Below are 25195 nucleotides of genomic sequence, written 5' to 3' on the forward strand. Positions count from 1 at the left end.
ACGAGGGAGTAGGAAAGCAGAACAAACAATCCCCGGTTATTCGCCGGGGATACACGAGGGAATTACCGCTATTTGGCAGCGTAACCGTGTTTGGGAATACGCACGCTGTCGAGCCAGGCTTCGCCCTCACGCATTTTAAGACGACCTTCGACGAACCAGTTAACAACCAGCGGATAGATGGTGTGTTCCTGGGTTTGTACGCGAGCTGTGAGCGCTTCTTCCGTATCATCACTAAACACCGGTACCTTGGCTTGCAGAATCAGTGGGCCGCCATCCAGTTCGTCAGTCACGAAGTGGACAGAAGTGCCATGTTCCTGATCGCCGTTTTCCAGCGCTTTGCGATGCGTGTACAGGCCCGGATATTTGGGCAGCAGCGACGGGTGGATATTCAGCATTTTGCCTGCAAACAGCGCAACAAACTCCGGGCTGAGAATACGCATATAGCCTGCCAGTACCACCAGGTCCGGCTGGTATTGCGCCATCTTTGCTGTCATTGCGGCGTCAAAGGAAGCCCGGTCTGCAAACCCTTGCGGATCGATAACATGAGCCGGTATCTCAGCCTCTTGCGCCAACACCAGACCATACGCCTCGGGGTTATTGCTGAACACGGCTGCGATCTTTCCTTTGACGCGCTTGCGCGCGCAAGCGTCAATCAACGCCTGCAAGTTGCTTCCCTGACCTGAGAGCAAGACAACGATGTTTTTCATTAATTGATGACCACTGCGTCTCCGGCGTTAGCGGGTTGAATAACGCCGATTTTCCATGCGGTTTCACCCTGGCTGTTGAGGAATGCCACGGCTTCCTCTGCCTGTTCAGCAGGCAGTGCGATAATCATACCCACACCGCAGTTAAAAGTACGGTACATCTCGTGACGGCTGACGTTGCCCGTCTGTTGCAGCCAGTTGAACACAGCGGGCCACTGCCAACTGGATTCATCAATGTTGGCCTGCATGCCTTCTGGCAACACGCGCGGGATATTTTCCCAGAAGCCGCCACCGGTCAGGTGAGCAATCGCGTGTACGTCCACTTTCTCAATCAGCGCCAGAATGGATTTGACGTAGATTTTGGTCGGTGCCAGCAGATGATCGGCTAATGATTTGCCTTCCAGTGCGGTTTGTTCTGGATCCGTCTTGCTTACCTCAAGAATCTTACGCACCAGTGAATAACCATTAGAGTGCGGACCGCTGGCTGCCAGTGCGATTAGGGTATCACCTGCCTGCACTTGACTTCCGTCGATGATCTCTGATTTTTCAACAACACCGACGCAAAAACCAGCGACGTCGTAATCTTCACCGTGGTACATGCCGGGCATTTCAGCGGTTTCGCCGCCGACCAGCGCACAGCCTGACTGTTTGCACCCTTCGGCGATACCGGTGATCACTCTGGTCGCCGTATCGACATCCAGTTTCCCCGTGGCATAGTAATCAAGGAAGAACAGCGGCTCGGCCCCTTGTACCACCAGGTCATTGACACACATAGCCACCAGATCGATACCGATGGTGTCGTGGCGTTTCAGATCCATGGCAAGACGCAGCTTGGTGCCGACCCCGTCAGTACCGGAAACCAGAACGGGCTCACGGTATTTTTGGGGCAAGGCGCACAGGGCACCGAAACCGCCCAGACCGCCCATCACTTCGGGACGACGGGTTTGTTTCACTACGCCTTTAATACGGTCTACCAATGCGTTACCAGCATCAATATCCACGCCTGCGTCTTTGTAGCTAGGAGAGGTTTTGTCGGTCACTGCGGAGTCCCCACGGAGAATACAATTGGTGGTGAGATAGTGAGCATATCCAGCCTGGTGGATCTACCCATATCGAAGCGCGCTAATTCTAACAGCGAGAGCAATCGTTTGCGAGTGGTGTGTTGCCTGCTTTGCATTTTTCCTGTTCAATGGGAATTTCCCTGCCCGGTTGATCTGGATCAGGCTATAACCTGTAGCGCTTAAGCAAAAAAGCGGTATAATCCCGCGATTTTTTTTATGATGGGCTGCCATGTCCGCCTTCGACGCACCCATTTTGCGTCGTGAGGATATCCGTCCACTTTCTATAGGGGGAATAGAATGAAGGTCGTCGAGGTTAAACACCCGCTCGTCAAACATAAACTTGGCCTGATGCGTGAAAACGATATAAGTACAAAACGCTTTCGTGAACTGGCGTCCGAAGTCGGCAGTTTATTGACCTATGAAGCCACTGCCGATCTGGTTACCGAGAAAGTGACCATCGAAGGCTGGTGCGGTCCGGTGGAAGTCGATCAGATCAAGGGCAAGAAAATTACTGTTGTGCCGATCCTGCGTGCGGGTCTGGGCATGATGGAAGGCGTGCTGGAAAACGTGCCGAGTGCGCGTATCAGCGTGGTGGGCATGTATCGCAATGAAGAGACGTTGGAACCGGTGCCTTATTTCCAGAAACTGGTCTCAAACATTGATGAACGTATGGCGCTGGTGGTGGATCCGATGCTGGCGACCGGTGGTTCGATGATTGCCACTATCGATCTGCTGAAAAAAGCGGGTTGCCAGAGCATCAAGGTGTTGGTGGCCGCACCGGAAGGGATTGCCGCGTTGGAAAAAGCGCACCCTGACGTTGAGCTGTATACCGCGTCCGTCGACAAAGGTCTTAACGAGCATGGCTATATCATGCTGGGTCTTGGCGACGCGGGCGACAAGCTATTTGGTACTAAATAAGCCGTATCAGCCGACTGAGTAAGTCGGCTTTTTTTTGCGCGAGTTTCGCTGCGCAAAGCGCATGGCCCTTTTCGCGCCATTTTCGAACGATTTTTATAATCAGCCTCGCTTCCCTACGCGGTGACGAGTGGGGGCGGTTGGGCTGTGATAATGATGCTGGACGAACCGGCTAACCACAACATCGAGTGACTTTTACAGAGGATATTAACGATGACTCGTCGCGCCATCGGGGTGAGTGAACGACCCCCCCTTGCTACAAACCATCCCGCTGAGCTTCCAGCACCTGTTTGCCATGTTTGGCGCAACGGTGCTGGTGCCGATTCTGTTTAAAATCAACCCAGCAACCGTACTGCTGTTTAACGGCATAGGTACACTGCTCTATCTGTTTATCTGTAAGGGCAAGATCCCGGCTTATCTGGGTTCCAGCTTTGCCTTCATTTCTCCCGTACTGTTGCTGCTGCCGCTGGGCTATTATGAAGTGGCGCTGGGCGGTTTCATCATGTGCGGCGCGTTGTTCTGCGTGGTGTCGCTGATTGTGCAGCGTGCTGGCACTGGTTGGCTGGATGTGATTTTCCCTCCGGCGGCGATGGGGGCGATTGTTGCGGTCATCGGTCTGGAACTGGCGGGCGTAGCGGCGGGCATGGCCGGTTTGCTGCCTGCGGATGGCGCATCTGTTGATAGCAAAACCGTGACCATTTCACTGGTGACATTAGGTGTTACCGTTCTGGGCTCTGTCTTGTTCCGCGGTTTTCTGGCCATTATCCCGATTCTGATTGGGGTGCTGGTAGGGTATGCCCTGTCGTTCGTGATGGGCGTCGTGGATTTCACCCCTGTCGCTCAGGCCCACTGGTTTGCACTGCCGACTTTCTATACACCGCGCTTCGAATGGTTTGCCATTCTGACTATCCTGCCTGCGGTGCTGGTAGTGATTGCGGAGCATGTAGGCCACCTGGTGGTCACTGCCAATATTGTGAAAAAAGATCTGATGCGCGATCCGGGCCTGCACCGCTCCATGTTCACCAACGGTCTTTCTACCATGATTTCCGGCTTCTTCGGTTCGACCCCGAACACCACTTACGGTGAAAACATTGGCGTGTTGGCCATCACCAAGGTTTACAGCACATGGGTTATCGGCGGGGCGGCGATACTTGCCATTCCGCTCTCCTGCGTAGGCAAACTGGCGGCAGCGATCCAGGCCGTGCCGGTGCCGGTAATGGGCGGCGTTTCTCTGCTGCTGTACGGTGTCATCGGGGGTGAGCGGTGCGAAAGTGCATTTGGGTGCTGCTGAATTGAAAGGTATGGCATTAGCCACCGTGGTGGGTAATGCTTTGAGCCTGCTGTTCGCACTGATCAACCGTTTCAGAAGTGAAGAAGTGGTGCTGGATGCCGAAGATGACGCCGAGGAGACTCCGCGCGCGTCATAAACTGAGTCTTGCTCAGGTTTCCGGGGATGGTATTATCCCCGGAAACAGAAAAAAACATGACAAGGGATTGTTAATCATGAAGAAAAAGGTGTTGGCGTTGTTACTGGGCCTATCGTGTTCGGCTTTTGCCCAAGACGCTGATGATGCCGATCGGCTCTACGATCGTCTCGAACAGCAAGATACCACGGCACTGACTGCCCTCACCGATTTGGCTAAACGTCAGGATCCTCATGCACTTTCTGTGCTGGGGTTTGTCTATGAGTTTGGCGTTTCCGTTCCTAAAAATACCCAACAGGCGATCGACTATTATCAGCAAGCCTGCGCGCTGGGTGGAGATTATGGCTGTTATAACGCCGGGTATTTTTATCAATACGGCATTAGTGTGCCGGAGGATAAAGCCCGTGCCAGCCAACTGTTGGAAAAGATTAACGCCTCGGATATTAATATCGAAACTACCAAGTCACTCGGGCACACAATCTATGAAGCCAAAGCAAAGACTGAAATCGATGCAGAAACGCGCGCGCCGATACTGAAGTATGTTTCCCGTTATTTAAACACGGCCGATGCCGAAACTCGCCGAATATTCAGTCGTCTCGGTTTGAGTAAAAACAAGACGTTACGTTTGGCAAAGCGTTGGGCACAACAGGGCGATCCCGAAGTAAACTTCTACGTCGGACATTTTTATAATTTCGGTTACTCCTCTATTAAAGATAAAGACGTTGAGGCGATGCGTTGGTTTCGCCGCGCGGCAGAGGGCGGAGAGCCGGAGTCGCAGAATATTCTTGGCCTGGCCTATCGCGAAGGGCGTTGGGGCGTGGATGCTGCTGCGCAAGACGCTGTCGTCTGGTTTGAGCGTGCCGCGCAGCAGGGTAACAAGGATGCCATTCTCAATCTGGCGGAAATGTATTACACCGGCGAAGAGATAAATGTTGATTATGGCAAGGCGCGAACGTAATTCACTGAAGCCTATGAAAAAGGCGCATCGCGGGCTGCAAAATATCTCGCCTGGATCTATTACAACGGTCAAGGTGTTACGACCAACTGCCTGAAAGCCTGGGAGTACCGCAGCCGGGGACGATCTGACGAAGCAAAAGCCAACTATACGGCGCACTGCGTTAGCGATAACCGTGCGCGTGAAGAAAATCGCCAGACCTTGCCCACATTGATATTGAAAAACGAATCGACCTTTCTCGGCGGCAACGGTGGCGCATTGAAATGTGAAAATCATTTTATTGTTGATACTAACAAAATCGGTGAAGTTGCCAATTTGCGCGTAGTTGTCACGCTAAAAAATAGCGAGGGTGTCAGTGGACAATACACGCTGGCGTTTGCCCCCTTTGGCATGAATACCATGAATGAAACCCTGCATGGCCAGGAATACAGCTCCTTTCGCTCAGCCACGTTGGTTCCGCAAAAGACCAAAGATTTTTGCCATACCGGCGATGTAACATTCCAGATCGATTCCGCAACGGCACGGATCAACGGGCAGGATAAAGAGTTGCTGACGACTGGCATAATCAAACCCTATGTGAAAAATGCAGGCTAATATTGTCTTGGGCCACTCCTCCTAAAATATGAAGCGGAATTGAGAAAAGCAGCCCTGTTGATGTGCTATCAACAGGGCTCGCATTCTGTGGTAAACTCGATCCGTTTTCCTGCCGAATTGAACATGAGGTGCTTCTGAACACGCCGGCGCAGCTTTCATTGCCACTCTCTCTGCCTGATGACGAAACCTTCGCCAGTTTCTATCCGGGAGAAAACGCGTCACTTCTGGCCGCCCTCCACAACGTGTTGCAGCAAGAGCACGGTAGCTATATCTACTTTTGGTCGCGAGAAGGGGGCGGGCGTAGCCATCTGCTGCACGCGGCCTGCGCGGCGTTATCGCGTCAGGGAGATGCAGCGGGCTATGTGCCGTTAGACAAACGCGCCTATTTTGTGCCTGAAGTGCTGGAAGGGATGGAGCAGCTTGCGCTGGTGTGCATCGACAATATCGAATCCATTGCGGGCGATGATGCCTGGGAAATGGCGATGTTCAATCTTTACAACCGCATTCAGGAAGGGGGGCGCACCCGGCTGTTGATCACGGGCGATCGCCCGCCGCGCCAGCTTAATTTGCATCTGCCTGATTTGGCATCACGTCTGGATTGGGGGCAGATTTATAAATTGCAGCCGCTCTCTGATGAAGAGAAAGGTGAGGCGTTACAGCTGCGCGCGCGCCTGCGCGGTTTTGAGTTGCCGGAAGATGTGAGCCGCTTTTTGTTAAAGCGACTCGATCGGGAGATGCGCACACTGTTTATGACGCTCGATCAGCTCGATCATGCGTCCATTACCGCCCAGCGCAAGCTGACCATTCCCTTCGTCAAAGAGATTCTGGGGTTATAACAGCTCCAGCACCTGCTCCGGTGGGCGACCGATGCGCGCACGTTCGCCGTTCACGACAATCGGGCGTTCGATCAGTTTGGGGTGTTCAACCAGTGCTGCGATCAGCTGCGCTTCGCTCAACGCTGGGTCCGACAGTTTCAATTCGCGGTACAGATCTTCTTTCTGGCGCATCAATTCGCGCGCGCTACTGAATCCCAGTTGGGATAGCAGTTGGCGAATCTGTGCGGCGTCTGGCGGCGTTTCCAGATAGAGCACCACGTGCGGTGTAACGCCTTGCTGTTGTAGCAGCGCCAGCGTTTCACGGCTCTTGGAGCAGCGCGGATTGTGATAAATCACGATATCGTTCGACATAGTCTGTTCCTTACTGTCTGTCAGGATTTTTCATACTGACGGAAACGTTGCTGTAGCTGACGCAACTGGTCGATGCGGGCATCATAGCGCGCCTGCTCCAGACTGCCGAGTTTACTCAGTGAACTGGCATTGCTGAACAGGCCGATCGCTTGATCCAGTTTCCCTGACAATGCCAACTCTTCACCGCGTGCGGCAAGTTCTTCTGCGCGCATACCCCGCGCGGCAGAGGCCTGTGCCAGCAGCGACAAACCGTTGGGATCGCCCGGGTTGGCATAGGTATAGCGGTAAAGCAGGCGGCTGGCCGCTGCCGCCTGGCCGCCCATGACATAAGCATTGGCCAGATTCAGTTGCAGCACCGGGTTGTTCTGAGCGCCGGGCGCTTTCTGCAATCGGGCGATCGCCTGCGCGGTTTTGTTCTGCGCCAGATCGATATCCGTCATCAAATCGAGGAACCAGGGGCTGTCCGGGGTTTTATCCAGCAGAGGCTGAAGCACGGCGCGCGCGTCGTCATACTTCTTCGCTTCATAAGCGCGCACGGCTTTACCGTACTGTGCGGCAAGCTGCTCGCGCACGTTGCCTTTTAGCCAGTTATCAATGGTTTCATCCGCAGTGGCTTTATAGGCGGTGCTGTACATCGCCAGCGCACGCATCTTGGCAAACAGGAAATCCTGTGAGGATTGGGTCGGCGCAGGACGCATCTGATTAGCACGGTTGCGGGCATCGGCCAGACGACTCTCCGGCAATGGGTGCGTCAGCAGCATTTCCGGCGGCTTGGTAGTGTAGCGTGATTGGTCAGCCAGTTTCTGCATGAAATTAGGCATCGCCTGTGGATCAAACCCGGCCCGCTGCAACACCTGCAAGCCGATACGATCGGCTTCCTGTTCGTTGGCTTGTGTGAAGCTGATAATCCCCTGCTGCGCGCCAGCCAGGGTGCCGCTCAGGGCTGCCATGCCCACTTGTGGGTTTGCCATGGCGAGCAGAATGGAACCCAGCACACCGACCCAGGTAAGCGGGGCGCTGCGCTGCTGAGATTCCATGGCGCGCGCCAGATGGCGTTGGGTAACGTGTGAGATTTCATGCGCTAGCACTGAGGCCAGCTCACTTTCGTTATCGGCATAGCGGAACAAGGCGGAGTGGATGACCACATTGCCGCTGAAGAAGGCAAAGGCGTTTAACTCATCGTTGCGAATGATGAAAAAGTGGAAGGGTGTGCGCACCGAGTTGGCGCTTTTTACTAACCGCTGGCCCAGTTGGTTGATGTATTGTATCAACAGCGGATCGTCAATCAGCGGTGCACCGCCCCGCATTTGCCGTAGGTAGAAATCACCCATTTCAATTTCTTGATTGATACTGAGCGTGCCACCCGCTGTCGTTCCCATATCGGGAAGCTGATCCTGCATATCCGCGACGGCGGGCGCAGTAACGCTACTCAGCACAGTACCTAACAGTAGCGCCGTCAGGGTTTTCTTTATGCGGAATCCAGAGGAAAATATTTTGCCTGCTTGCGCGGAAATGCCATGACGATCAGCACCTAACCAATTGAAGACCATGAGTGGAACCTTCTCGACTGCAAGGTGAAAGCGATTGATGCCTATCTTAACCAGCGTGAGGGTCGCATGCAAAGTGGAATGCGGTAAAAGTGCGGTAGAAAAGCGCGTCGTGCAAATAATCATCAAGCGCAACGCCGTATCGGGCTTATATCGGGTATAGCAAAGTACCGGCACCTCTGGCGGTGCCGGTGGCTATCTGATGCGCTATCAGGCGCTTTTCAGATAGTTCAGTACGATATCGTGGTGATCGCTGGTTTTGAAATCATCAAACACGTGCGCCACTTTACCGTCTTCATCGATTAAAAAGCTGATGCGGTGAATGCCGTCGTAGGTTTTCCCCATAAAGGTTTTTTCGCCCCATACGCCGAATGCTTCTGAGATCTGGTGATCTTCATCGGACAACAACGTAAAGTTCAGCAGCTCTTTTTCCGCAAAGCGAGACAGTTTTTCCGGTTTGTCGGTGCTGATACCCAGCACTTCCACGCCATGTTTCTTCAGATCGTCCATGTTGTCGCGCAAACCGCAGGCTTGCACGGTACATCCCGGCGTCATCGCTTTAGGGTAAAAATAGACCAACACTTTTTGTCCCTGGAAGTCGGTTAAATTTACTTGTTCGCCATCCTGGTCGGGCAAGCTAAATTTCGGTGCGGTATCACCGGCTTTCAGTGTGTTCATCACTACTCTCCATCTTTCTCTTCATGCTGTGGATAGTTCACGACGCTAATACTGCCTTGTGCGTGCAGTTCTGTACATAGCTGATGAAAGGCTGGCTCAATAATTGCGCCATTTAGCGTTTCAGGACTGTGTGCGGTGATTTGAATATATAACGTTGGTGGATGTCCGCCCATGGCAGGCTGCGTTTTTGAAACCAGCTCCGCAATGTTCATTTGATGGGCGTCAAACAGGGCGGTAAGGCGTTCAATGATATGCGGGGAGTCCGCCAGTTCAACTTTGACCCATACGGTTGAGGGCATGGGCGGTCGTGCTTGAGACTCTGTGCGCTTCATCACGATCAACAATTCCATTTCCGCCCCTTTGAGCGGCAGCGTGGATTCGATCAGCGTGATGGCATTCCAACTTCCCGATAGCAGCATGATAAAAGTGAACTCTTTGCCCAGCATCGCAAGACGGCTATCTTCAATGTTACAGCCACAGCTACTGACGTGGCGTGTGATGGCGTTCACAATCTCGGGGCGATCGACGCCGAGTGCGGTGATAACCAGATAGTGTTCTTGTTGGCTCGGCAAAATCTTGCTTCCTCTGCATCGGGTTGAGAGTAACATGGTAAACACAAAAAATTGTCTGGGGCAATTTTGAGTTTGTTCTGAGTGCGTTTTCCCGCACAGCCTGTCAGTCGGGGCATCCAGAAAGAAAAAACCGCATGTCAGACGCTGACAACGCGGTTGTGTGCTTGCTTTTGCAGTGAAGTCAAAAGTACCATGAAGAACTTGTTTTTGGAGGGTATGGCGAATGTTTACGGGAAGTATTGTTGCACTGGTTACGCCGATGGACGACAACGGAGCCGTCGATCGTGCAAGCTTGAAAAAACTTGTTGATTATCATGTCGCTAGCAGAACTGCAGCGATAGTGTCAGTCGGAACCACGGGGGAATCTGCCACCTTAAGCCATGATGAACACGGCGATGTGGTGATGATGACTCTGGAACTGGCAGACGGACGTATCCCGGTGATCGCCGGAACGGGTGCCAACGCGACGTCGGAAGCTATCTCTCTCACCAAACGTTTTCACGGCACGGGCGTGGTGGGCTGCCTGACGGTAACCCCTTACTACAACCGCCCGACGCAAGAAGGCTTGTTCCAGCATTTTAAAGCCATCGCTGAACACACCGATTTACCGCAAATTCTGTATAACGTACCCTCGCGTACCGGCTGCGACATGTTGCCGGAAACCATCGCTCGTCTCTCCGAAGTAAAAAATATTGTCGCGGTGAAAGAAGCCACCGGGAACTTAAGCCGTGTGAGCCAGATCCAAGAGTTGGTTGATGATAAATTCATTTTGCTGAGCGGTGATGACGCCAGCAGTCTGGATTTCATGCAACTCGGTGGTAAGGGCGTGATTTCCGTGACGGCAAACATTGCAGCGCGGGAAATGGCACAGCTGTGCGCACTGGCGGCGCAGGGCGATTTCGCTGCGGCGCGCCGTTTGAATCAGCGCCTGATGCCGCTGCATCAGAAATTATTTGTTGAACCTAATCCGATCCCGGTGAAATGGGCATGCAAGGCATTAGGATTGATGGCGACCGATACGCTTCGCTTGCCGATGGCGCCGCTGACTGACGCCGGTCGGACAGTGATGGAGCGTGCATTGAAGCAGGCTGGTTTGCAGTAACCCTTAGGGAGATTTGATGACTTCTTCAGTGCAAAAGTCCATGGTGGCAAAAGTGGTTGGTTTGTCGCTGGTCATGCTGTTAGCGGCGTGTTCCAGCGATCAGCGTCACAAACGTCAGGTCAGCGGCGATGAATCCTATCTGAAAGCGCCGCAACCGAGGGCGTTGGTGGCTCCGGCAGGGATGATCCTTCCGGTGCAGAATGGGGATTGTGAGATCCTACCCGTCGCGTCAACCGGTGAGCTGGGTAAAGCGTTAGATATTCGTCCTCCTCTCCAACCATTGGCTTTGTTAAGCAGATCGCGTACGCAAATTTCAGGTGATACAGCCACATTGCTGATCGAAAACGGCGCCCAGGCCAACCGCCTGTGGCCGCAAGTCGTGCAGATCGTTCAGGACAAAGGCTATGTGATTGCCAGCCGTCAGGATGCAACGCAAACGCTGACGACCGATTGGATCTTCTGGCCGCGTGACGATGAAACTGTGCCGTACCGCGCGCGTTATCAGATCTCCGTTCAACCTCAAGGGTATCAGGTAGCGGTTGTCGTGAAACTGCTTGGACTGGAAGTGCAAAATGCGCCGGTGGCAGAAGCGCTTCAGGTGCAACGTTATACCAGCCTGATGGCTAATACCCTGTCAGATGCGTTGGAAAAACAGGCTACTGCGCGTGAAAATGCGCAGGTCAATCGCGCAGTCGGTACCCTTGATGTGCTGAGCGGTGCGGATGACAGCGGTCTGCCGTTGCTGGTGGTGCGCGGTCCTTATTCGGTGGTGTGGGATCGTCTTCCCGCTGCGCTGGAAAAAGTGGGCATGAAGGTGAACGATCGCAGCCGTCCGCAAGGTTCAATCGCGGTGACCTACAAGGCACCGGGCAGCAGCGCGTGGGAACGTCTGGGGGCGAAAGACCCTGAATTGGCGAACGGCGATTACAAACTGCAGGTCGGCGATCTGGGCAACCGCAGTACGTTGCAGTTTATCGATTCGAAGGGGCATACGCTCAGCCAATCGAAAAACGACGCGCTGGTCGCCGTCTTCCAGGCGGCGCTCAGTCACTAACAGGTTAGGGCCGGTCCATCCGGCCCTTCTTTATTCGGCCCGGCGAATGCCGGTATTTTTATTGTTAATCAAGTATTAAATCATCGGGCCCGTTGTCGGTGGCCCACAACTGTGTGGAGTAATAGAAGATGCAAAAGCTAGCTGAGTTGTATCGCGGAAAAGCGAAAACGGTCTACACCACCGAAGGTCCCGATCTGTTGGTGCTGGAGTTTCGCAATGATACGTCAGCCAGTGATGGCGCGCGCATTGAACAGTTTGATCGCAAGGGTATGGTGAACAACAAGTTCAACCATTTCATCATGAGCAAACTGGAAGAAGCGGGCATCCCGACGCAAATGGTCAAGTTGCTGTCCGACAATGAAGTACTGGTGAAAAAGCTGGAAATGGTGCCGGTTGAGTGCGTGGTGCGTAACCGTGCAGCAGGTTCGCTGGTGAAACGTCTGGGCGTGGAAGAAGGCATTACGCTGACCCCGCCGCTGTTTGACCTGTTCCTGAAAAATGACGCCCTGCATGACCCGATGGTCAACGAATCTTACTGCAAAACCTTCGGTTGGGTGAACGAAACCCACCTGGCGCGTATGAAAGAATTGAGCTACAAAGCCAACAACGTGCTGAGCAAGCTGTTTGACGACGCGGGTCTGATCCTGGTGGATTTCAAACTGGAATTCGGATTGTTCAAAGGTGAAGTGGTGCTGGGTGATGAGTTCTCTCCAGATGGCAGCCGTCTGTGGGACAAACAAACCCTGAACAAGATGGACAAAGACCGTTTCCGTCAAAGTCTGGGTGGTTTGATTGAAGCCTATGAAGCAGTCGCACACCGTCTTGGCGTAAAATTGGACTAAACGCGCAATCGTTTTCGTGTTCGAGGCGATGTTTTCGCCGTTGCCTGTCATTCTCTGCCGTAAGCGGAGAATGACAGCTTACCTATGCCAACATGGGTATTGGGCTAAATAGCACGGCCAAAATAGTGCTATCATCGGTGCCTTGAATGAAACCGATATATTAACTATTGCATTGCAGGAACCCCCTTCCTCATGACTTTTTCCGATCCTACTCTTTTGATCCTGCTCGGTCTGGCAGGGCTTGGCATCATCAGCCACAACATGACGGTCACCTGGGCGATGTTAGCGTTGCTGGCGGTGCGTTTGACGCCGCTTAACGGCTATTTTCCCCTGGTCGAAAAGTATGGATTGAGCATCGGGATTTTGATTCTGACCATTGGCGTGATTGCCCCGATTGCCAGCGGGAAAATCAGTGCACATGACTTCTTTCAGGCGTTCCTCAACTGGAAATCGCTGGTGGCAATTGCGGTGGGCGTTGCTGTTTCATGGCTCGGTGGTCGCGGTGTCTCTCTGATGAGCAATCAACCCTCCGTAGTGTCAGGATTATTGATCGGTACTGTGGCCGGTGTTGCGTTGTTTCGCGGCGTGCCTGTAGGCCCACTGATTGCGGCAGGTCTGCTATCGTTATTGATCGGCAAATCCTGAGAACGGCATCTGCATGTCTGAGGCGAACACTCCAAACCTGTTTGGCGCTGGTGCGAGCGGCGATCCTGCTCTGCTGCGGCGTGTCGGGGCGCGCCGCCTGTTGGTTGTCAGTGGTGAGCCGCAATGGGTGCAAACGCAGGCGGAAGCGCTGTGCCAGCAGACTCAGGGCGATTGGCTTTGGTTGGGCGGCACGCGGCCTGACAGTATCCCGTTTAATAAAGCGCGAATGCTGCTGGGGCAGGAATATCAGCATGCTGTCTTTGATGCCCGTATCGGGTTGGATGTGGAAGCGTTGGCGATTGTTGCTGGCACCTTGCTCGCGGGCAGTTGGTTGCTATTACTGGTTCCGCCCTGGCAAACGTGGGCGCATCAGCCTGATGCCGATAGTCTGCGCTGGAGTGAACTTCCTCAGGCGATAGCGACGCCGCATTTTATTACGCACTTCCAACGTCATCTGCTGGCTGATAAGGATGTTACGCTATGGCGGCAGGGCGAAGCCGTGGCGATAAAACCGCTGGCCCCGCGTGCGCTGTGGCATCCTGCCACCGGCGGCCCAACGCCACAACAGCAGAAACTATTAACCCGGTTGCTCGATGCTGCACCGGGCGTCTATGTGATTACCGTACCGCGCGGGCGAGGAAAATCGACGCTGGCGGGTATGCTTGCAGCGCAGTGCAACGCCCCCTGTTGGGCGACATCTCCCTCCCGTGAAACGGCTGTACAATTGCTACAATGTGGTAAAGAGAAATTGGCCTTTTGGTCTCCGGATACCTTGCTGGCGCGCTGCCAATCGTCGTCTCCGCCGCCGCTTGACTGGCTGCTGATTGATGAGGCTGCGGCGATCCCCACGTCGGTCTTGCGGATGCTGGTGAGTTATTTCCCACGGGTGCTGATGATCACCACCGTGCAGGGTTATGAAGGGACGGGGCGTGGTTTTCTGCTGAAATTTTGTGCTTCGCTGCCGCAGCGCGACATCCTGACGTTAGACCAACCGCTACGCTGGGCCGTAGACGATCCGCTGGAGCGTTTTCTGGATGATGCCTTGCTTTTTCGTGACGTCTTTGACGGTGCCGATGCCATAGCGCAGGGCGTACCGGGGTTACCCGTTGTCATAACCAAAAACGCGGTGACGAAGTGGTTGAGCGAACCGGCAGGTTTGTACCAATACTATGCCTTATTGTGTAGCGCGCATTACCGCACATCGCCGCTTGATTTGCGGCGGTTGTTGGATGCGCCCGGCATGCATGTCTACGGTGCCCGACGGGGCGAGGCATTGTGCGGCGTGGCCTGGTGGGTGGATGAAGGTGAGCTGCCGCAAGCGTTAGCGCACGAGGTCTGGGCTGGCCGCCGTCGCCCTCGTGGCAATCTGGTGGCACAGTCGTTAGCGGCACATGGTGATGAGTGGCAAGCCCCCTGTTTACGCTCCCGACGTATCAGCCGTATCGCGGTCGCAGCAGAACAGCGGCGTAGCGGTATTGGTCACTCACTGATTGCCGCGCAGCAGGACACTGCGTGTGATGAAGGTATGAAGGTATTGATTTTCTGTCCGTCAGCTTCGGTTATCAGCCCGAGTTATGGGCATTCTGGCAGGCGTGCGGGTTTCGGCTGGTGCGTATTGGCAGCCACCGCGAGGCCAGCAGCGGCTGCTATAGCGCGATGGCGATTTTGCCTATCAGCGACGAGGGAAGGCAGTTGGCTGCGCGTGCCGAGCAGCGTTTAGCGCAAGAGTGGCCTGCCTTGCGCCGCATCATCCCTCTGGCGCTGCCGTTGGCGCAGACGATGCAGAATCCACATAAGCTCGAGGAAGCCGAGTGGCGCAGGCTGGCCGGGTTTGCTTTTGCGCATCGCGGCATGGAGCCGACCTTCGCAGCGTTGACACGTCTGCTGGCGCTCTCTGGTTTGCCGCTGCCCGCATTGCGTTTGCTCAATGCGCATCCGCAAGATCCTGAGCGGGGTGTGACGCAGTTTTCATTAAGCGGTAAAAAAATGTTGTTACAACGCTGGCGCGAGGAGACGGCGCAGGCGCTCGCTGACCTTGATGCAACAGCCTGTGCACGTTGGCAACGCTGGACGCAACCGGGCGGTTTCCGGGGGAATAAATAAACGCCTTGGCGGAATGGACATGTTTGCCGTCATAAGTAGGTAATCGACATGGGGAATAGAGACATATCATGGTGATGGGAATTTTTTGCGGTTCAAGTGCGGGAAGTGATACCGCCTATATTGATGCGGCGCGTATGACGGGGAAAACTCTGGCGCAGGCAGGTATCGCCATTGTTTACGGCGGCGGTCGTGTGGGGTTGATGGGGGCGGTCGCTGATGCCGCGTTGGCGCATGGCGGTGAGGTGATTGGTGTGATGCCGCGCCTGCTGGCCGATCAGGAACTTTCTCATCCAGGGCTGACCACGCTGCATGTAGTCGAAAATATGCATATGCGGAAAGCCAAAATGGCGCAGCTTGCCGATGGCTTTATCGCGATGCCGGGGGGGCCGGGAACGCTGGAAGAGATTTTCGAACAGTGGACCTGGGTGCAGTTGGGAATCTATGACAAACCCTGCGTGTTTCTCAATGTTAACGGTTATTTTGACCCGTTGAAGACCATGAACGAAACCATGGTCAGCCAGGGTTTTATGAAGCAACCCTATGCCGATATGCTCACGTTTTCTGACAGTATTCAGGATATTCTGCGCGTTTTCGCTGCCTATACGCCGCCGCCGCACAAATGGACACCCGCGTTCCGTAAGGTAGGGTGAGGTAGCGATGGAGACTTCCTGTGTGATTCTCATTGCCGCTGCCGTCATTGCGGATGCGGCGAGGCTTGTTTGCTGGTGCGTAAACAGGGCACAACAGCGTTTATGCAGCCGGGTGGGAAAATGGAACCCGGCGAAACGGCAGAGCAGGCGCTGGTGCGCGAACTGAAAGAAGAGTTGTCTATTCAGATCGCAACCTCGGATCTTACCTACCTTGGTCACTTTTCAGATCGGGCTGTCAATGAGCCTGGTTGTATAGTCGAGGCCGAGGTGTATCGTGTGCAGGTTGTGAGTGCCGTTACACCGGCGGCTGAAATTGCCGAGGTCGTCTGGGTTAACCCAGACGACCTCGGCGTTGCTCCTTGCCCCTTTGACTCAGGATCAATTATTGCCTCTCGCGGCCTCGTTTTGATGCCGCGATATCAGGCTGACCGTATCGTCAGCCTGATATCTTCCCCTGCCGTTGCTGCCCATTGTTAAAGATTGGGTTTTGGCTGGTCATTGGAAATAATGGAATGACTTGTTCAATAAATCCCGATAGCACGTAATAGCCACGGCGGTATCATGAACGCCTATCAGGACAAAACGGGACATATCATGAGCGATGCAATTACAGTACAACAACTGGATCGGGCAAAGCGTTTGGTCCTGCTGTTTCACGGTGTTGGCGACAGCGCCAACGGCATGGCTGCGCTGGGGCGTTATTTTGCCGATGCTTTAGCGGATGCCTGTGTGGTCAGCGTAAACGGTCCAGAGAGCACCGAATGGGGCGCTGGGCGTCAGTGGTTCTCCGTGCAGGGGGTTACCGAGGAGAATCGGCAGGCGCGCGTGGATGCGGCTATGTCAGGTTTCCTGTCAACGGTGCGTGATTGGCAGACAAAGAGTGGGGTGGATGCCGCACATACTGCGCTGGTTGGGTTTTCGCAGGGAACTATCATGTCTCTGGAAGCGTTAAGGGCTGACTCTGCCATTGCTGGCACGGTTATCGCTTTTAGCGGTCGTTTTGCCTCTTTGCCGGAATCTGCATTGACGCCAGCTGTGGTGCATTTTATCCACGGTGAGCAGGATAGCGTAATTTTACCCGCGCGCGCGCGCGCTGCGGCTGAGCGCTTGCAGGCGTTGGGCAGCGCGCATTCACTCGATATGATTGCGGGTGTAGGCCACTCGATTGACGGCCTTATGCTGCAACAGGCATTGCGTTATCTGGCATAATTGAGTTGTGCCACTGGCTGGGCGGTTCTACCCATGAATCGTCCTCGTTTTTCTTTGCCGTCCCTCGCTATTTCCACCTCGCGCTGAATGAGATATCGCGCTAAAATCACGTTGGGTAGGTTTTCTCTATCCATATCAAAAGTGATTTTTTCCATATTTAAATAACGTTGAAGGCCTGACGATGTTATTGCACGACTTATGTGTTGCATTGCATAGGGGTACACTACACACACCATACTGTCTGACGTTTTCCCGCTATACCCGAATGTATTCGCGTTGCTGGCATAGTAACGGCTTTTTATTCATGCCCGCCGCTCATCGCATCGGTAATTCGACGCGAAATAATTAGGGTATATACATGTCACGTCCTTTTAGGAAATAAGGGTGTTATATGTTCAAACGTATAAAAGTTGTGACCATCCTCATTATTGTTCTTTTAACTCTGGGTATTTCGCAATTTCTCACCGGCGCGCTTTCGATGCGTGCGCTGGTCAATGACCGAGAAGGGTTTCAGGCTTCACAGCGCGCCAATCAGAGCGTCGCGGCCTTTACCGATGCCTGGATTATGATGAACCAGACGCGTATTGTCGTTGGCACCATGATTCAAAATATGATGATGGGGAATGCTGATAAAGACGCAATGCAGTCGCTGCTGCAAATGGCGAAGGAGCGCATTGCCAGTTCGGAGAGCTGCTATAAGGCCTATCAGGCGATTCCGCCCTCGCCGGGGGTGGATCCGGCGCTAACGAAAAAGCTGGAGGATAGCTATATCGTTTATCAGAAACTGTTGAACGATATCGTCAATTCGCTTGCGGGTGGATTTGGCGGGAGCGGCGATGAAATTGCATGAAGGCGCGGCACCGCTAAATGTTGCAATGCAAGAAAATTATCTGGCGTGGCGAGAAGCGCAAACGCAGGTTGCGGATAATGGATTGCGCGATAACCACCGTGCCTTTCAGGAGATGCTGTGGTTACTGGGGATTATTTCACTGCTGGTGGTGCTGGTGATTGTGCTTAGCTGGGTCGGGTTGCAGCGTATCCCTGTTGCAACCGCTGCGTGCGCTGATGCGCCATATCAATGCGATTGCCAAAGGCGATCTGACGCAGGCGATTGATGTGGAAGGACGCAACGAAATGAGCCAACTTGCGACCGGGTTGCATCATATGCAGCGTTCGCTGATTGATACAGTAAGCACCGTGCGTGACAGCGCGCAGGCGATTTACACCGGTGCCAGCGAGATTTCGGCTGGTAGCAACGATCTCTCATCGCGCACCGAGCAGCAGGCCGCGTTGTTGGGCGAAACCGCTGCCAGCATGGAACAGTTGACCGCTACCGTGAAGCAGAATTCCCACAGCGCACGTCAGGCGGCACAGGTGGCGAAAGAGGCATCAGAAACGGCAGACAGAGGCGGCGTTAAGGTCAGTCACGTGGTGATCACCATGAACCAGATTTCTGACAGCTCGCAAAAAATCGCTGACATCACCAACGTTATTGATAGCATTGCCTTCCAGACCAATATTCTGGCGCTTAACGCGGCGGTCGAAGCCGCGCGCGCAGGCGATCAGGGACGAGGATTTGCCGTGGTGGCAGGGGAGGTACGCACTCTCGCGCAGCGCGCAGGCGGCGAAAGAGATCAAAACCCTGATTGACGATTCGGTCAATCGCGTCAGTACCGGGGCGCTTCAGGTGCGGGAAGCGGGAGACACCATGCAGGAAATTGTCACGGCGGTGAGTCGTGTGACGGATATTATGGGCGATATTGCCTCGGCGTCAGATGAGCAAAGTCGGGGAATCGATCAGGTGGGTCAGGCGGTGAGCGAAATGGATCGCGTGACGCAGCAAAATGCGGCGCTGGTAGAAGAATCGGCGTCAGCGGCGGCCTCTTTGGAGGAGCAGGCGGGCTTTTTACAAGGTGCTGTGTCGGCGTTCAACATTGGCAACAACCAGCGCGCGCTACCTGCTTCTACTCCACCACTTAACCGTGGTACGCAAGGATTATTGCCTGCGATGAAAAACGCCTCCGGACGTGCGTCAGAACACAACTGGGAGGCGTTTTAAACCTGTTTGTTCACTGGGCCGTGAAAGATTCAGCGGCCCGGTTACAGGCGCTCAACGATCAGTGCGATACCCTGACTGCCGCCGATGCACAGCGTTGCCAGTCCCAGCGTTTTGTCGTAACTGCGCAGCGCGTGGATCAGTGTGACCGGAATACGCGCGCCGCTGGCTCCGATCGGGTGGCCCAGTGCAATCACGCCGCCGTTGACGTTAACTTTTTCCGGGTCCAGTCCCAAATCGCGCTGTACTGCCAGGAATTGAGCAGCAAAGGCTTCATTGGCTTCGATCAGATCGATATCTTCAATGGTCAGCCCTGCCTTGAGCAGCGTTTTTTGCGTCGCAGGAATGGAGCCTAATCCCATCACATCACTGGGCGCACCGGCGGATGCCCAACTGCGAATGCGAGCCAGCGGTGTAATACCTTGCTGGCGAGCCACGGATTCTCGCATCAGCACCAGCGTTGCTGCCGCATCGTTGATCCCAGACGCGTTGCCAGCGGTTACGGTGCCGTCCGGCAGGAAGGCCGGGCGCAATTTACCCAGAGAATCCAGTGTGGTATCGGCACGCACGCTCATCCTGATTGAACATGCGCGTCTCTTTTTTCACGCGCAGCGCTATGGGGGTGATCTCCGCGTCAAAGCGACCGTTTGCCTGTGCAGCTGCCGCTTTTTGCTGCGAAGCGAATGCCACGGCATCCTGATCTTCCCGTGTAAAGCCATACTGTTTAGCGATGTTCTCGGCGGTGATCCCCATGTGGTAGTCATTGAAGGCGCACCACAGGCCATCTTTGATCATGGAATCAATTAATTTGCCATCGCCCATTCGGTAGCCCTGACGCGCTTTCTCCAGCAGGTAAGGGGAGGCGCTCATGTTTTCCATGCCGCCAGCGATACACACCTGGTTGTCCCCAGCAACGATGGACTGTGCACCAAGCGCCACCGCTTTCAGGCCGGAGCCGCACACTTTGCTTACGGTAAAGGAGGGCGTTTCAACGCCGAGCCCGGCTGCCTGACCCGCCTGGTGCGCCAGGTTTTGGCCCAACCCTGCGCTCAGCACATTGCCCAACATGACTTCATCAATCTTCAAGCCTTGCGGCAGGGAAGAGAGGCTATCTTTGATGGTGGCGCTCGCCAGTTTAACGGCGGAGGTATTGGCCAGACTGCCGGCGAATTTACCGATCGCGGTACGTTTGGCGCTCACAATCACAACGGAATCTTGTGTGTTCATCGGGGTCTCCTTAGTGGACTTTTAACGGTTGCAGGTCGTCGGAGACAATGAAGTTGGCTTCTGTCTTCTGGCGCAGTTCGTCGAGGGTGATATCCGGGCTGATTTCGCGCAGCACCATCTGTTGGTCGATAAATTCGAATACCGCCAGTTCGGTGACCACCATGCTGACTTTGTTGGCGGCGGTAAGCGGGTAGGTGCATTCATGCAGCAATTTGGGCGCGCCGTTTTTGGCGCAGTGTTCCAGTGCGATGATCACTTTCTTGGCGCCGACCACCAGATCCATGGCACCGCCCATGCCGGGCACCATTTTTCCGGAAACTACCCAGTTGGTGAGGTTGGTGTGTTCGTCTACCTGCAAACCGCCGAGTACACAGACGTCTACGTGGCCGCCACGGATCAGCGCGAACGAGAATGCGCTGTCAAACATCGCGGCACCGAGAACCATGCCGCACGGCTGCCCACCGGCGTTAACCAGATTGGTATCGATTTCAGTAATGGCACCTAAACCGAGAAAACCGTTTTCTGACTGAAAGGTTACTTCAATGGTTTCGGGTACGTAGTTCGCAACCTGGGTTGGCAGACCAATGCCCAAATTCACCACGTCGTCGTCGTTTAACTCCAGCGCGACGCGGCGAGCAATAATTGATTTAGCGTCCATTATTTTTCTCCAACATAAAGGTGATCAACCAGTGCGGCAGGCGTCACAATGCACTCCGGCGCTAATTGGCCGACAGGAATAACCTGTTCGCATTGCGCAACAACGTTGTCTGAGGCAAGTGCTATCAGAGGATTAAAATTACGGGCGGTAAGGTGATAAATAAGGTTTCCACGGGTGTCGGCAATGCTTGCCTGAATAATGGCAAGATCGGCTTTTAAAGGTAGTTCTAATAAATAGGTATGATTATCGAGGGTGATTTTTTGTTTATTTTCTTCCACCACGGTGCTAACGCCAGTTGGGGTGAGAAAACCGCCCAGTCCGGCACCGCCGCTGCGAATACGTTCTGCCAGTGTACCTTGTGGTACCAGCTCTACATCCAGCGTTTCGGCAATCATGCGTTTGCCGGTTTCCGGGTTGGTTCCGATATGTGAAACGATGACTTTTTTAACCTGACCGTTGTCAATTAACGGGCCAACGCCGGTTTCAGGAAATGCCGTGTCATTACCAATCAGGGTTAAATCAGTGACGCCGGATGCCATGATTTCTTTTACTAATAAATCCTGGGTTCCGACACCCATAAAACCACCGCACATAATTGTCATTCCGTCTTTCAATAAAGATCGGAAATAACTGGCATCAATTTTTGTTTTTCATTATTCAGCTACTCCATCAATCAAAGGGTGTTATTATCGTTTTTTAGGCAACAGTTACCCCGTCGAAAATTGCCGCCAATTTTCGAAAATCGTTATGTAGATAATCCGGTGATGTATCAGGGCAATATTAATTGCCCTGTCGATCTTTTATTGCTGTGCCACGGGTGGGCCCGTGGCAATTGCTTAGATATCCATGTCCAGAATGGCTGCACTCAGCCCTTTGCCGTGCATATCCAGCGCCAGAGAGCGGGTAACACCGCCACCCAGTGCGCCATACATAACAAAGTTCAGTGCGCCGATGGCAGGCAGTTCGTAGCGGACTACGTCACCGGTAACGATATCGGCAAACCAGGCTTTGACTTTTTCCGCTGTTACTTAATTTTTTCAAAATCTTCCGCACGATAGGCAATCAGGGAGATATTTGACGTATTGCCTTTGTCGCCGGTGCGAGAGTGGGCGATTTCACGTAGTTTCATTATTTGATCTCCAGGTAGTTAACCGCTGGGGTAACAAGAGAACGCGCCAGCAGCGTGGAATCCATGGCCAGAATCTCTTTGACGCCTTTGTTGACACCGCCGCCGCCCGCAGGGCCGTTGGTGTATAGCGTTTCCACTTCGTTGCCCACTTTCACCGCTTGCGCGCGGGTGGTGCAGCGCGCGGCCACGCGAGCGCGCACTTCATAAGGTTCGCTGCGCTGAGAACGCTCTGCACCGTGCAGCGCATCTACGCCGATCAAATCGAAACGCACTTCTGACGGTGCGAAGCCGCACACGTCAAAGCGGCCTTTAACGATTTCGAGCGCCAGGCGTCCGCGTGCCACAGCACCCGGTCCGGCATAGGAAATTTCGCCTTCGCCGATAAAGCCATCCTGATAACCGACGGAGACTTTCAATGTGTCGGTTTTGGCGCGGCCCGTTGCACCTTGAACGCGAGCCCGGTCTTCACCCACCTGGGTAAAGGTTACGCCGGTGAAATCGGCAACGACATCGGGGGTGATGTAGCTGTCGGGGCGGTGGATTTCATACAGCATCTGTTCTTTGCAGGTATCGACGCATACGCGGCCGCCAGAACCGGCAACTTTGGTGATAACTGCATCGCCGTTTTCATCAATTTCAGCGATTGGGAAGCCGAGACGTACCAGATGCGGGATATCCTTGAAACCGGGATCGGCGTAGTAACCGCCAGTGATTTGCCCTGCACATTCCAACAGGTGACCCAGGCAGGTACCTTTGCCCAGGTGTTCCCAGTCATCGGCGGCCCAGTTGAATTCATACATCATCGGTGCCAGGAACAGTGACGGATCAGAAACGCGTCCGGCGATAATAATGTCGGCACCGTCACGCAGTGCTTTGACCATGGCATCTGCGCCCATGTAAGCGTTGGCAGAGAGGATGTCTTTGCCACTGGCGGAAATTGGCTGGCCGATTTCATCCAGACGAGCATCTTGTTTGATCAGCACATCACGCACGTCATCACCGGTAACCACGGCAATTTTCAACTGTTTGGCACCCAGCTCTTTCGCGATCTCCAGCACGCGCTGGCCCGCTGCCGTCGGGTTCGTGGAACCCATGTTGGTGATGATTTTGATGCCTTTTTCCAGGCAGGTTGGCAGCACGACGTACATTCTGTCTGCCAGCAGTTCGTTGTAACCTTTTTCCGGGTTCTGTTGTTTCTGTTTTTGACCGATAGCGATGGTACGCTCTGCCAGACATTCAAACACCAGGTAGTTGATATCGCCTTTTTGCGCCAGCTCCAAAGCGGGCTCGATGCGATCGCCGGCATAGCCTGCGCCGGAACCTATACAGATATTTTTCATAGCCTTACCTTCTATATTTAAAACGGCTCTGGTTACGGTGTGCTGGCGCTTAGAGCGGGAACACACCAAAGATGACGCAGGCGAATGTCATGATGACTCTGGCTGCCCAGAGCACGGGAATCGAGAATTTCTGGTGGTCGGCCAAATCGACCCCCGCCAGACTGACCAGCAGGAAGGTGGCCGGAGTTAACGGGCTGACCGGGAAACCGGTGGTCATCTGGCCCAGTACGGAAGCCTGTGCGACCTGAATGGCGGGTACGCCGAGCATTTCGCCTGTGTGAGCGATAACAGGCATGATGCCAAAGTAGTAGGAATCCGGGTCAAACACCAGGCTCAGTGGCATGGAGATAATACCAACCACAAACGGAATGTGGGACGCCAGTGCCGGAGGAACAAAGCCGATTGTCGCTTCGGACATGGCTTTCAGCATGCCGGTGCCGCCCATGATGCCGGTGAAGGCGCCTGCGGCGAACAGGATACTGGCCATCATCAGTGCGGCTTTGGCGTGTGCATTGATACGCGCTTTCTGCATTTCAACGTTAGGGTAGTTCACCATCAGTGCGACGGTCAGCGCGACCATAAAGGCCACGGTCGGGGAGATTTTGGTGAACACCATGGTGCCGATAACGCAGACTACCAGCGCGATGTTAATCCAGAACATGTGCGGACGACGCAGGTGATGCGCCGCGCGATAAATGCGCCCATTTCCGTGAGATAAATGGCATCGCTGCGGCGTTTCAATATTTGCAAAAGAATTACAATCCTACCGCGTCATCCTTCCTCTGACCATCCACCGGAAAGTATCGGTAAAGCGTCGATAACCCCACACCGTAGATAATGGCCAACTGCTGGCGTGTATGCCCCTTAGCCAATAGCCGCCCAATCTGTTCCCGCTCATGCGGTTTTAATGCGTTGGGCCTTCCACCTATGCGTCCCTGTGATCTGGCTGCTGCCAGCCCGGCCAGTGTCCGTTCGACGATCAGCTCGCGTTCCATCTCCGCCAGTGCCGACATCACGTGGAAAAAGAAGCGCCCCATGGCTGTGCTGGTATCAATACTGTCTGTTAAAGAACGGAAATGGGCACCGCGTTCATGTAACTCTGATATCAGTGCGATCAGATTCTTAACGCTGCGTCCCAGCCTGTCCAGTTTCCACACTACCAAGGTGTCTCCGCTATTAACGCACTTTAAAGCGCGTTTAAGACCGGGGCGGCTGGCAACTTTTCCGCTTACGGTCTTCAAAAATGCGGTCACAGTTTGCGCTTGTGAGCGCATTACGCTGCAAATCGCTGTTCTGGTCGATTGTTGATACGCGGATATAACCAATGACGGCCATCAATTCTCCTCCTCTATGTCGCGGTGGGAGGATTTTTGCAGATTTCTGTATGTGTAACTGCTTTTCCAAAAACCTTGGTTTAGGGGAAGGCTCTGCGTTGCCGGTTGGCGTACCCATTCCGTGGCCTTCCGCAACTCCTCCGACCGGATGGCTCAAATGCAACGGAGCCGCGTTCACAGCCTCCCAGTACCCTAAGCTGGCACTGGCC

21 protein-coding genes and 6 pseudogenes are annotated in these 25195 nt (G+C 54.1%); 15 read left to right on the forward strand and 12 right to left on the reverse strand.

Features of this window, described 5'->3' with window-relative positions; all coding sequences use genetic code 11:
• Positions 1–68: 68 nt before the first annotated feature.
• Both purN and purM read right to left on the reverse strand, forming a co-directional pair.
• Complete coding sequence (gene purN, locus ACMZI0_RS08560; RefSeq protein ID WP_415672633.1) at positions 69–707, reverse strand: phosphoribosylglycinamide formyltransferase; 639 nt, start codon at positions 705–707, stop codon at positions 69–71.
• Positions 707–1744, reverse strand: coding sequence for a phosphoribosylformylglycinamidine cyclo-ligase (gene purM, locus ACMZI0_RS08565; protein WP_415672634.1), 1038 nt, complete (start codon positions 1742–1744; stop codon positions 707–709). Before purM ends, purN begins: the two co-directional genes overlap by 1 nt.
• Positions 1745–2062: 318 nt before the next feature.
• On the opposite strand from purM, the gene upp reads away from it, so the two are divergent.
• From upp to hda, 5 genes and pseudogenes are all read left to right on the forward strand, one after another.
• Positions 2063–2683 carry a uracil phosphoribosyltransferase gene (gene upp, locus ACMZI0_RS08570; RefSeq protein WP_415672635.1) on the forward strand — a complete coding sequence of 207 codons (621 nt, stop codon included), beginning with the start codon at positions 2063–2065 and terminating at the stop codon, positions 2681–2683.
• Positions 2684–2893: 210 nt separating this feature from the next.
• Positions 2894–4107, forward strand: a pseudogene (uraA, locus tag ACMZI0_RS08575) (uracil permease).
• Positions 4108–4183: 76 nt separating this feature from the next.
• Complete coding sequence (locus tag ACMZI0_RS08580) at positions 4184–5062, forward strand: tetratricopeptide repeat protein (protein WP_415672636.1); 879 nt, start codon at positions 4184–4186, stop codon at positions 5060–5062.
• Positions 5063–5260: 198 nt separating this feature from the next.
• Positions 5261–5653 (forward strand): hypothetical protein, encoded by a 393-nt coding sequence (locus tag ACMZI0_RS08585; protein WP_415672637.1) that lies wholly within the window; start codon positions 5261–5263, stop codon positions 5651–5653.
• 128 nt (positions 5654–5781) lie between these two features.
• Complete coding sequence (gene hda, locus ACMZI0_RS08590; RefSeq protein ID WP_415672638.1) at positions 5782–6489, forward strand: DnaA inactivator Hda; 708 nt, start codon at positions 5782–5784, stop codon at positions 6487–6489.
• On the opposite strand, the gene arsC is transcribed toward hda, so the two are convergent.
• The 4 genes from arsC to ACMZI0_RS08610 all read right to left on the reverse strand — a co-directional run bounded on the left by arsC (position 6484) and on the right by ACMZI0_RS08610 (position 9640).
• The gene (arsC, locus tag ACMZI0_RS08595; protein ID WP_415672639.1) at positions 6484–6840 is read right to left on the reverse strand and encodes an arsenate reductase (glutaredoxin); all 357 of its coding nucleotides are present in this window, start codon (positions 6838–6840) and stop codon (positions 6484–6486) included. The genes hda and arsC overlap by 6 nt on opposite strands.
• 20 nt (positions 6841–6860) lie before the next feature.
• Positions 6861–8513, reverse strand: a complete 1653-nt coding sequence (locus tag ACMZI0_RS08600) for a M48 family metalloprotease (protein ID WP_415672651.1) — start codon at positions 8511–8513, stop codon at positions 6861–6863.
• 84 nt (positions 8514–8597) lie between these two features.
• Positions 8598–9065, reverse strand: a complete 468-nt coding sequence (gene bcp / locus ACMZI0_RS08605; RefSeq protein ID WP_415672640.1) for a thioredoxin-dependent thiol peroxidase — start codon at positions 9063–9065, stop codon at positions 8598–8600.
• Between the two features lie 2 nt (positions 9066–9067).
• Positions 9068–9640 (reverse strand): glycine cleavage system transcriptional repressor, encoded by a 573-nt coding sequence (locus ACMZI0_RS08610; protein WP_415672652.1) that lies wholly within the window; start codon positions 9638–9640, stop codon positions 9068–9070.
• A 220-nt stretch (positions 9641–9860) separates the two neighbouring features.
• Between ACMZI0_RS08610 and dapA the strand changes: the two genes are divergently transcribed.
• The 9 genes and pseudogenes from dapA to ACMZI0_RS08655 all read left to right on the forward strand — a co-directional run bounded on the left by dapA (position 9861) and on the right by ACMZI0_RS08655 (position 19301).
• Positions 9861–10739, forward strand: coding sequence for a 4-hydroxy-tetrahydrodipicolinate synthase (dapA, locus tag ACMZI0_RS08615; RefSeq protein ID WP_415672641.1), 879 nt, complete (start codon positions 9861–9863; stop codon positions 10737–10739).
• Between the two features lie 16 nt (positions 10740–10755).
• Positions 10756–11793, forward strand: coding sequence for an outer membrane protein assembly factor BamC (bamC, locus tag ACMZI0_RS08620; protein ID WP_415672642.1), 1038 nt, complete (start codon positions 10756–10758; stop codon positions 11791–11793).
• 128 nt (positions 11794–11921) lie between these two features.
• On the forward strand, positions 11922–12635 hold the full coding sequence (purC, locus tag ACMZI0_RS08625) for a phosphoribosylaminoimidazolesuccinocarboxamide synthase (protein WP_415672643.1): 714 nt from the start codon (positions 11922–11924) through the stop codon (positions 12633–12635).
• A gap of 192 nt (positions 12636–12827) precedes the next feature.
• Positions 12828–13280: a DUF441 domain-containing protein gene (locus ACMZI0_RS08630; protein WP_415672644.1), complete on the forward strand. Its 453-nt coding sequence runs from the start codon at positions 12828–12830 to the stop codon at positions 13278–13280.
• A 13-nt stretch (positions 13281–13293) separates the two neighbouring features.
• Positions 13294–15383 (forward strand): annotated as a pseudogene (locus ACMZI0_RS08635) (tRNA(Met) cytidine acetyltransferase TmcA).
• 65 nt (positions 15384–15448) lie between these two features.
• The gene (locus ACMZI0_RS08640; protein ID WP_415672653.1) at positions 15449–16033 is read left to right on the forward strand and encodes a TIGR00730 family Rossman fold protein; all 585 of its coding nucleotides are present in this window, start codon (positions 15449–15451) and stop codon (positions 16031–16033) included.
• Between the two features lie 7 nt (positions 16034–16040).
• Positions 16041–16442: pseudogene (locus ACMZI0_RS08645) on the forward strand (NUDIX hydrolase).
• 182 nt (positions 16443–16624) lie between these two features.
• Positions 16625–17242 carry an esterase gene (ypfH, locus tag ACMZI0_RS08650; protein WP_415672654.1) on the forward strand — a complete coding sequence of 206 codons (618 nt, stop codon included), beginning with the start codon at positions 16625–16627 and terminating at the stop codon, positions 17240–17242.
• Between the two features lie 391 nt (positions 17243–17633).
• Positions 17634–19301 (forward strand): annotated as a pseudogene (locus ACMZI0_RS08655) (methyl-accepting chemotaxis protein).
• A 41-nt stretch (positions 19302–19342) separates the two neighbouring features.
• Here ACMZI0_RS08655 and ACMZI0_RS08660 read toward each other — a convergent pair.
• From ACMZI0_RS08660 to ACMZI0_RS08685, 6 genes and pseudogenes are all read right to left on the reverse strand, one after another.
• Positions 19343–20525: pseudogene (locus tag ACMZI0_RS08660) on the reverse strand (acetyl-CoA C-acetyltransferase).
• Positions 20526–20535: 10 nt separating this feature from the next.
• Positions 20536–21183, reverse strand: coding sequence for a 3-oxoacid CoA-transferase subunit B (locus ACMZI0_RS08665; RefSeq protein WP_415672645.1), 648 nt, complete (start codon positions 21181–21183; stop codon positions 20536–20538).
• Positions 21183–21785, reverse strand: coding sequence for an acetate CoA-transferase subunit alpha (atoD, locus tag ACMZI0_RS08670; protein WP_415672655.1), 603 nt, complete (start codon positions 21783–21785; stop codon positions 21183–21185). The genes ACMZI0_RS08665 and atoD overlap by 1 nt, the downstream gene beginning before the upstream one ends.
• A 526-nt stretch (positions 21786–22311) precedes the next feature.
• Positions 22312–23652: an acyclic terpene utilization AtuA family protein gene (locus ACMZI0_RS08675; RefSeq protein ID WP_415672646.1), complete on the reverse strand. Its 1341-nt coding sequence runs from the start codon at positions 23650–23652 to the stop codon at positions 22312–22314.
• Between the two features lie 49 nt (positions 23653–23701).
• Positions 23702–24313, reverse strand: coding sequence for a hypothetical protein (locus ACMZI0_RS08680; RefSeq protein WP_415672647.1), 612 nt, complete (start codon positions 24311–24313; stop codon positions 23702–23704).
• Between the two features lie 94 nt (positions 24314–24407).
• Positions 24408–24987: pseudogene (locus ACMZI0_RS08685) on the reverse strand (recombinase family protein).
• 49 nt (positions 24988–25036) lie between these two features.
• Between ACMZI0_RS08685 and ACMZI0_RS08690 the strand changes: the two are divergent.
• The coding region (locus ACMZI0_RS08690) for a phage tail protein (protein WP_415672656.1) at positions 25037–25195 on the forward strand (159 nt) is incomplete at its 3' end.

This window comes from Symbiopectobacterium sp. (assembly GCF_047692315.1).
Lineage (GTDB): Bacteria > Pseudomonadota > Gammaproteobacteria > Enterobacterales > Enterobacteriaceae > Symbiopectobacterium.

Excerpts from the sequence above, each read along its gene's own strand:
- purN (WP_415672633.1), bottom strand. The coding sequence starts at position 707 with ATGAAAAACATCGTTGTCTTGCTCTCAGGTCAGGGAAGCAACTTGCAG.
- ACMZI0_RS08680 (WP_415672647.1), bottom strand. The coding sequence starts at position 24,313 with ATGTTCTGGATTAACATCGCGCTGGTAGTCTGCGTTATCGGCACCATG.
- ACMZI0_RS08630 (WP_415672644.1), top strand. The coding sequence starts at position 12,828 with ATGACTTTTTCCGATCCTACTCTTTTGATCCTGCTCGGTCTGGCAGGG.
- ACMZI0_RS08580 (WP_415672636.1), top strand. The coding sequence starts at position 4,184 with ATGAAGAAAAAGGTGTTGGCGTTGTTACTGGGCCTATCGTGTTCGGCT.
- ACMZI0_RS08665 (WP_415672645.1), bottom strand. The coding sequence starts at position 21,183 with ATGGACGCTAAATCAATTATTGCTCGCCGCGTCGCGCTGGAGTTAAAC.
- arsC (WP_415672639.1), bottom strand. The coding sequence starts at position 6,840 with ATGTCGAACGATATCGTGATTTATCACAATCCGCGCTGCTCCAAGAGC.
- dapA (WP_415672641.1), top strand. The coding sequence starts at position 9,861 with ATGTTTACGGGAAGTATTGTTGCACTGGTTACGCCGATGGACGACAAC.
- ACMZI0_RS08600 (WP_415672651.1), bottom strand. The coding sequence starts at position 8,513 with ATGATTATTTGCACGACGCGCTTTTCTACCGCACTTTTACCGCATTCC.
- purC (WP_415672643.1), top strand. The coding sequence starts at position 11,922 with ATGCAAAAGCTAGCTGAGTTGTATCGCGGAAAAGCGAAAACGGTCTAC.
- upp (WP_415672635.1), top strand. The coding sequence starts at position 2,063 with ATGAAGGTCGTCGAGGTTAAACACCCGCTCGTCAAACATAAACTTGGC.
- bamC (WP_415672642.1), top strand. The coding sequence starts at position 10,756 with ATGACTTCTTCAGTGCAAAAGTCCATGGTGGCAAAAGTGGTTGGTTTG.
- ACMZI0_RS08675 (WP_415672646.1), bottom strand. The coding sequence starts at position 23,652 with ATGAAAAATATCTGTATAGGTTCCGGCGCAGGCTATGCCGGCGATCGC.
- bcp (WP_415672640.1), bottom strand. The coding sequence starts at position 9,065 with ATGAACACACTGAAAGCCGGTGATACCGCACCGAAATTTAGCTTGCCC.
- atoD (WP_415672655.1), bottom strand. The coding sequence starts at position 21,785 with ATGACAATTATGTGCGGTGGTTTTATGGGTGTCGGAACCCAGGATTTA.